Here is a 7460-nt window from a genome sequence, read left to right as displayed (position 1 = left end):
TTTCGGCGAAACTCGTTGATGGAAAAAATAACATAACCGTAATTAATAAAATATATTTAGAATTTAAAGTCATATTAATTCTCAATGTTCATCATTTTGTTTTTAAAACAGTCTTATTACCCACTTATAAAGCAGCTTAATATTTAATTATTTACACATAACCTATATTTATAATATTTCTTAATATACAGCTCATTAGATAAAATCTACCTAGTACGATGCTATCAAATTACGACTATTTTCACAAATAATTAACATTAATAAAGAGTGGTAATCTAGCTTTTTTGAATAAAACTTTTAATCAATACGACTTTATATGTATTTACTTACTATTTATTACCTAAAAGAATTTAACAAATAAAAAAGCCAGTACTTTTAAAATACTGGCTTTTCAAATGTTTAAAATTTAACTAATTATTGTACTTTAATTCCAAATGTTAAACTGGCTTCTTCACTAGGCGCTAACACCCCGATATCAGCAATAATAGAACCTGTACTTCCCGCCGACACATTTGTCACAGTTCCTTGAGTCACAATCGGAGTCACACCACTAACATTAATAAACTCGGTAAAAGCAGGACTCGCATCAGTAATTGAAACTCCAAAAGCATCTTCAACCCCAATATTGCTTGCAGTTAGCAGATAACTGACACATTGATTAGGCTCTACAGAAAAACTACTTCCAGAATAACTCTCCCCAGCATCGATTACACCATTACAATCTCTATCTGGCCCTTGCAGTTTAGATATTTGTACATTGGTATTTGCCACAGTCGTTACATCAGTATTTTCAACTGTCAAAGCGGTTCCATCACAATCACCTGAAACAGAAAGTATGGTTGTATTTTGACTTCTTTGAGGCGCATTCGCAGGAGATATTACTTTCACGAATAACAATTTTACTTGATTCGCCGTTAATGTCGGTACATTAGTAACAAGCGCATCTGCACCATTTAAATCACCACTGCCATCAGTATCTTCGTATACAACAACACTCCAATCAGTTGGATCTGTTGTTGTTGTAATGGCTAGTGGACCAAAAGTATTAGCAGAAGGATTAGTTAATTTATGAGTGTAAAATGCTGAACCACCAGCATAGGTAAAACCAGTTTGATCTGTTGTTAACGTATAACATTGAGCAATCATACTGACAGTAACTGAATCACGTTTTATATCAAACACACCACTACTTTGTGAAATAGCCTTAAAATAAATATCTTGATCACCCAATGTCGCATCATTTGGTATGGTCACCTTAGCAATGACTTTCACATTTCCATTTGGTGCAACTACATCAGTAGAAGTCAGTTCATTACCCGCTTCATCTTCAAAAACAACATCCCATCCTGTAGGCACAGTATTTGTAGTAAAATCTGTAGCTGAGTATTCCAAAATATACTTATCAGCTAATGCACTAGTATTCGTCACATAGAGTACGAATGAAACCGTATCACCGGGAGCGCCTGATAAATTTGTTGTAACGCTGCCACCACTAACCCACTGTCCAAAGGCGCAATTATCATCCGCCGCATCACAATTTGCATTTGGTATCGCTGTAGTTGATGCATGAAAGTTATTGGTTAAATCAACCGAAGATAAATTGATTACAGTTAAACTATCTATCACAGTATTAGACTGATTTATATCTTTAGATGAAGTAGCAGTTTTCGTTATTTGATATGGACCACCCGTTGCATCAGACGCGAGAATTACTTTAAGGACAACCTTATAACCACATAGATTATTAGTACTGTCTTCAATCATATGTGCAGGACAAGTTGCCCCTTTTCCAGGAATATAACCCGTATCAGGATTACCATCACCGTCATTATCTAATAATGGCGTTTGACCATCACTTTTGAATAATAAAATAATAGAACCGGCTGGAAAGGTTGAACCAGAAGTGGTGATATTAAATGTATCGTCAGTATTACCATGATTCCAAATATAGTTATCAAACTTAATCGTTTCAGCTTGATTGGCACTTGCAATAGTTACAGTTTCAAAGTTGGTATCATCACTACCATCAGAGCCACTACCATTAGCAATAACACCGTATGACTCTAAAACCTCAAAAGCGACCCGATTGGAAACTGGCGAGATTCCACTGGTAACACTATATAAAGTACCATCATCATTTTCGTCATAATCAAAGTCGGCTTGATTATAGAGAATTTGTGCTGCAATCCCTGAGTCTATGTTGACATCAAAACTAACCGTTGCACTATTACCAACTGATACTAAAGGTAATTGAATGACTACTTTATTACTACAATCAGCATTGTTGGTATCGAACGCACAATAATCGATTGTATTGGGTGCGGTCCCTTGAGTATCACTTTCAGCATCTGTTAATGCATCAGTTAATAAACTCCATTGAGCACTATCAGCCACATATGACATACCTGCAGGCAACTGATCGCTAATTTCTACTAATTTAGCATCCTGCAAACCTACGTTATTATAAGTCAAAGTTACAGTATAAGGGCCTGTTCCTGCTGCTCCTTGGTTTGCACTGATCTTCTTCGTTACCTCCATAACAGCGTGATCTGTAATATTAATCGTGTCAGTATTATTTTTGGTAACAACTTGTCCTGATGCGGTATCAGTACCAGATAATGAAGCAACACTCTGCGCTGTAATGGTAAAATTTGTACTACTTGAAATAGATGCACTATTACTCACTTGTGCAATCGCCACAAAATGATAGTTTTCTCCTGGAGAAAGTGGGCCTACGTCATCACCACTATTAATTGCAGCGGCGCCAACATCGGCAATACCATCACTATTTACATCAGGATAAAGCAATATTTGAGTTAACGACGTCGCAGTTGATGGGTAAGTTAGCCTGAAGCTATCATTGCTATTACCGGTATTAATCACGGTGTGGAAAAATGAAACACTCCCCCTGGAATACTTGGGCGAGTTTGGCTCTGCTCTAAATCTACACCGGCAACAGGCTGAATAATCGTTTCAACCATATTTGATAGGGTTTCTCGACTGGTACCAGAACTGTCTAAATATGTAGCACCAGCTTGGTTTTTAATTTTAGTGCCAGACTCTGTCGCAGCCAATATTGAGCCAGACATGAAAATGCCTAAACAAACAGAAATAAAGACTTTGACCTTGGTACTAAACATAAATTTACCTCAAACTAAAAATCATTTTAATTATTGCATTAGTTCAAATATTTTTTGCTCATCAAATACCAGTACTTCGACTCGCCGATTTAATTCATCCGTTGCTAAATCAGGAGCTTGTATTGGTGCACCTTCACCTAAACCAATTCCTAAAATACGATCAACGTTAATACCTTTATTTTGTAAATATCGACTCACTGATTTTACTCGCTTCATTGACAATGCAAAATTATATTTAGATTGCCCAACCTTATCTGTATGCCCAACAAGGTATGCTTTAGAGAGAGGATTATTAATGAGCTCTTGTGCAATAAAGTCTAATTCTAACTTAGACTTATCGGTCAAATTACTTTTAGAAAAATCAAAAAATACCGATGCATATGTTTTTGTTTGTTGAATCTCTTCGACCACTTCATATTCAACTGCTGTCAGATTAATAGGTGTAACCACAGGCACTTCACAGGCTAACTCACCATATTCGGCCATCAACATTTCATCAGAAACACAACCACAAAGAAATAAACTAATAAATACAATACAATATTTCATTGTAGTCTCCTTAATACTTCAACCAATTGAACCAAGACTCATCAAACTTATAATTCAGCATAATATAAGCACCTTCAGCATAATAACCTTCCGGATCAAGGTCCTCTTCTTTAAAACCATAAAAGTTATAACCAACTCCAACTCTTAATCCCTTAGCCGCTAGATAATTAACACCAAGGCCAAGATTATGACGATAACCTTTAAATGAATCTGTCGCTAACACACCACCATGTATATCTAAATCCCAACGACGATCGATATACCATAATGCCCTAACCCCTAAGACTGATGACAAATTATCTAATTCAACATCTTCAATGACTAGATCTTCGTATTTAAGACCCAGCCTTCCAGAAAGCATCCAATCTTCGTTCAACCGTAGGTTATGGTGTGTTGTAAATAGATGTGCATGACGATCCGTTTCATCCTGTTCAGCAATCCATTCATAATTTAATAAGAAATCATAATCGTTAGTTAATCGTGGACGATAAGCAACACCAATATTTAAACTATTCTTCCATGTATCTTCTTGATCTGATGAATATTGATTAAAACGAACATCATCACGAACTAATGCGCTCCAATCGATATTTAATCGTTTGACCCACACGCCAGATAAACCGTAATAATCAGATGTATCAGCATTACGATATTCAACTCTACCTGTCATTTTGCTATTTTCGTCACGAATATCAGCAACCCCTACTGAAACAGATAAGCCACCTTCACCATCACCATTTACCACATCAATCCATTCCACACTTGGATCGATAGATAAACCTGGAGTAATTTCGTGACGGCTTCTGAAGCCATTTACCATTTCAAGATTTTGGCCATTCGTCGCACCACGCTGCCTAAACTCACTATAACTGTTAAAGTTTTCTAACCAATCTATTCGAGCACCAAAACTGAAAGTTTGAGTTTTGCCATTACCTAAATCCAAAATACCATTTAAAGAATCAATTAATTCATATCGACCATATAACGAAGTATTTTCAAATATCTGATAATCAATACCGACAAGACCACGCTGGCGACTTTCTGCACCTAATGAATGTTCATACTCAATATCAAATCGACCTTGACGCTCAAACCATTCAAACGCTGTTCCGGTACCAATAATTGCAGTTGTAAACTCATCATCTGTTTCAGCATACTTTTGATGAACATAACGTCCACCGGCTCTAAAGCGCCAACTAGTATCAAATATTTGACCATCTAGAGTTGCAGCGATGGCTTCTCTTGTATCATCGTTTTCAAGGTTTCTAGAACCATTACCTTCGATATCAACAGAATATCCAGCGCCTACGGGCTGACGATGGTTTAATCTTAAATCCTCAGTTTGTTCTGCTACGCCACCTGAGGTATTTCTAAATCCTTGCTCTCCGCGGGCATACTGCACCGAAGTTGCTGCGCCGCCATCCCAATCTTTTTGAATACGAGTACGGTATGCAGCACCATTACCATTGCTATCCAGTTTGTTATCCATATAGGCAACACTTGCTTCAATCAGAGTCGTGTCATCAGCTTGATACTCAAGCCATACACTACTTAACTTCGCGCCTTCATCTTCATGTTGATCCTGGATATACGATGCACCAACGGCTAAGTCTTGATTAACAATGTAGCTTGCCTGTGTACCAGCTACGATGGTTTCTTTACCACTACCCTCAACATCAAAACTAATTCGAATAAATATAGGGTTTAAATTTTCATCGACACTAGGGATCACCTGATTAAATGAAATATTCCCTGAAATATAATCAACATAGTAATCAACATAACGTTCTAATTTAACGCGCGAAACCTCAATACTCGGGTTATCTCTATCACGTGCAATAATTTCAACCAAATCACTATTTCTAACAATATCTGTAAAACCTAATTGGTGGAATAAGGCGGTACCATTACCTCTAATTTCTTCGACTATGTTTTTATCTTCAGTTTCAGCAGCAAAAACTCTAACTTTTAAATCACCGTTATCGTATGCACTATCAAAACCCGTTAGAATTCGATTAACTCGACCAACGTTATTCTGACCTACACCATTAGTCGCAGTACTATAATCACCCCACATTGCGTAACTGCGCTCTTTTTCTACGCGAGCATATAATTTACTTCTACTGCGGGCGTCATAGCCACGCACACTGGCGTCACCTGGCAACTCATAATACTCACCAGGAGTGACCTCTCGAAGTAACTCGGCGTCTTTTTTATTTTTATCATAAGATAAGGTCAAATTAAGACCACCAACAATTTGTCCCTTCATAAATACTGCGGCCTGAGTATCATGAGTAAACTTATTATCTTCAATACCACTTTCATGAGATGAGGGTGCATTGTCTCCGGAGAACTTACCGTAACGACCATCTATACCGAGCATACCCACGACTATCAGTGGTGTTTTAGGCGCAGACTGATATACCGAAATATGATTAGTCATTACACCATTAATCGCCCTAACTTCAATATTACCAGTTGCGTTAGTGCTTCGTAGATGCACTCTTCTTTCACCATCCACAACTCTGACTTGAAGTCCCGCGATTTCTGGTTGAACATCATCCTCGATAAATGATTCATGACCATCTGTCTCTAAAGTCACAAAATATGTACCACGCGCTAAATTACCCTTGTCATCTAAAGCTCTAACCAAAATAGGCATAACTGACATACCACCATCAGCCTCTAAAAACTCCTCTTCGGCAACCAACTTAATATGGCTCGCTCTATCAGGCACAATAAATGTTTTCTCGGCCAAAACACGCATATTTCCAAACATATCTTGTGCTTTAACCTGTACTAAATTACTGCCTATAGGCATTTCAATACCATACCAAGCGAGTACCTGAGTCTTGGCAGCGGTATTTTTAATATGTTCTCCAACTTGCTCGTACGGTACAGGCTCGTCATTTACGAATAGCTGAGGGTTAACACCATTCAGTACGGCAACCGTAAAACGACCATCAGTACTCATGTTATTTTTTGGCCATAACCAAGTCCCTTCTTTACCCATTTTTTTGGTTAATTTTACTTTGCCTTGGGTTAAATCAGGTGCTTGCTCAGTTAATTTCTGACCAAAGTTTAGGCGTACTTGTTCAGGTATTTTGTTATAGGTTGTTTTAACATTATTAGTTTCAAAACCTTTATTTTTTAAAGCTGTAGCATCCAACACTAATTCAGATTTATTACCACCAAAGCCATATCTCACGGTAAAATACTTACCCGCTTTATAAATAAAGCTTTGACGCTGTATATCTTCTATAAGATTGTTTAAATATGTATTGGCAGCTGTTTCAGTTGAAAAACTCACAAGCTGTAATGACCACCCAATAAATGAACTTGTTTGCGAGTTTGATGCAAGACTTTCATTTAACACCCCACCACTTTGACTCGGTCCAGAAATCACTCCTCGACCAAGATCACCACTCATGTTAGTTGAAGCAGAGCGTTCAATAATTGTCTGTTCATTAAAGTTATTTCTATGTGCAGTTGCGGCGGCATCAATTGCCCAAGTAGAGTCTATCGATTGATTACGTAATGATAATTCAGCCATCACATCTTCAACATTTTCAGTCGGACACGCTGCGGCAAAATCAGCTCTATGCATATCTCCAGCAATCATATCAACAAAACGGCTATTAGCTTGTGCCGCTTGGCGGTTATCAAGTACCTTTAGTTCAAGTCCATCAGGTAAGGTTGACTCATCAACACGCAAAACATTTAAACCAGGCTCAACACCAAATAATGAATATTGACCATTTCATTCGGTAA

General features: G+C 37.6%; 4 protein-coding genes. All 4 read right to left on the bottom strand.

Features of this window, described 5'->3' with window-relative positions; translation table 11 throughout:
• Window positions 1-414: 414 nt before the first annotated feature.
• Genes JCM15074_RS19865 through JCM15074_RS23260 form a run of 4 tightly spaced genes read right to left on the bottom strand, consistent with a single transcriptional unit; the run spans window position 415 to window position 7404 of the window.
• Window positions 415-2883 carry a DUF11 domain-containing protein gene (locus tag JCM15074_RS19865; protein ID WP_025823668.1) on the bottom strand — a complete coding sequence of 823 codons (2469 nt, stop codon included), beginning with the start codon at window positions 2881-2883 and terminating at the stop codon, window positions 415-417.
• A complete protein-coding gene (locus JCM15074_RS19860) occupies window positions 2880-3140 on the bottom strand; it encodes a hypothetical protein (RefSeq protein ID WP_025823666.1) in 261 nt (86 codons plus the stop codon). Before JCM15074_RS19860 ends, JCM15074_RS19865 begins: the two co-directional genes overlap by 4 nt.
• A 30-nt stretch (window positions 3141-3170) precedes the next feature.
• On the bottom strand, window positions 3171-3689 hold the full coding sequence (locus tag JCM15074_RS23870; protein ID WP_025823664.1) for an OmpA family protein: 519 nt from the start codon (window positions 3687-3689) through the stop codon (window positions 3171-3173).
• A gap of 10 nt (window positions 3690-3699) precedes the next feature.
• A complete protein-coding gene (locus tag JCM15074_RS23260) occupies window positions 3700-7404 on the bottom strand; it encodes an SPOR domain-containing protein (protein ID WP_051536972.1) in 3705 nt (1234 codons plus the stop codon).
• Window positions 7405-7460: the final 56 nt, after the last annotated feature.

Origin of the sequence: Shewanella marina JCM 15074 (assembly GCF_000614975.1) — a bacterium.
GTDB classification, from domain to species: domain Bacteria; phylum Pseudomonadota; class Gammaproteobacteria; order Enterobacterales; family Shewanellaceae; genus Shewanella; species Shewanella marina.
Note: the sequence above shows the minus strand (reverse complement) of the source record. Positions and strands in the feature narration are given on the sequence as shown.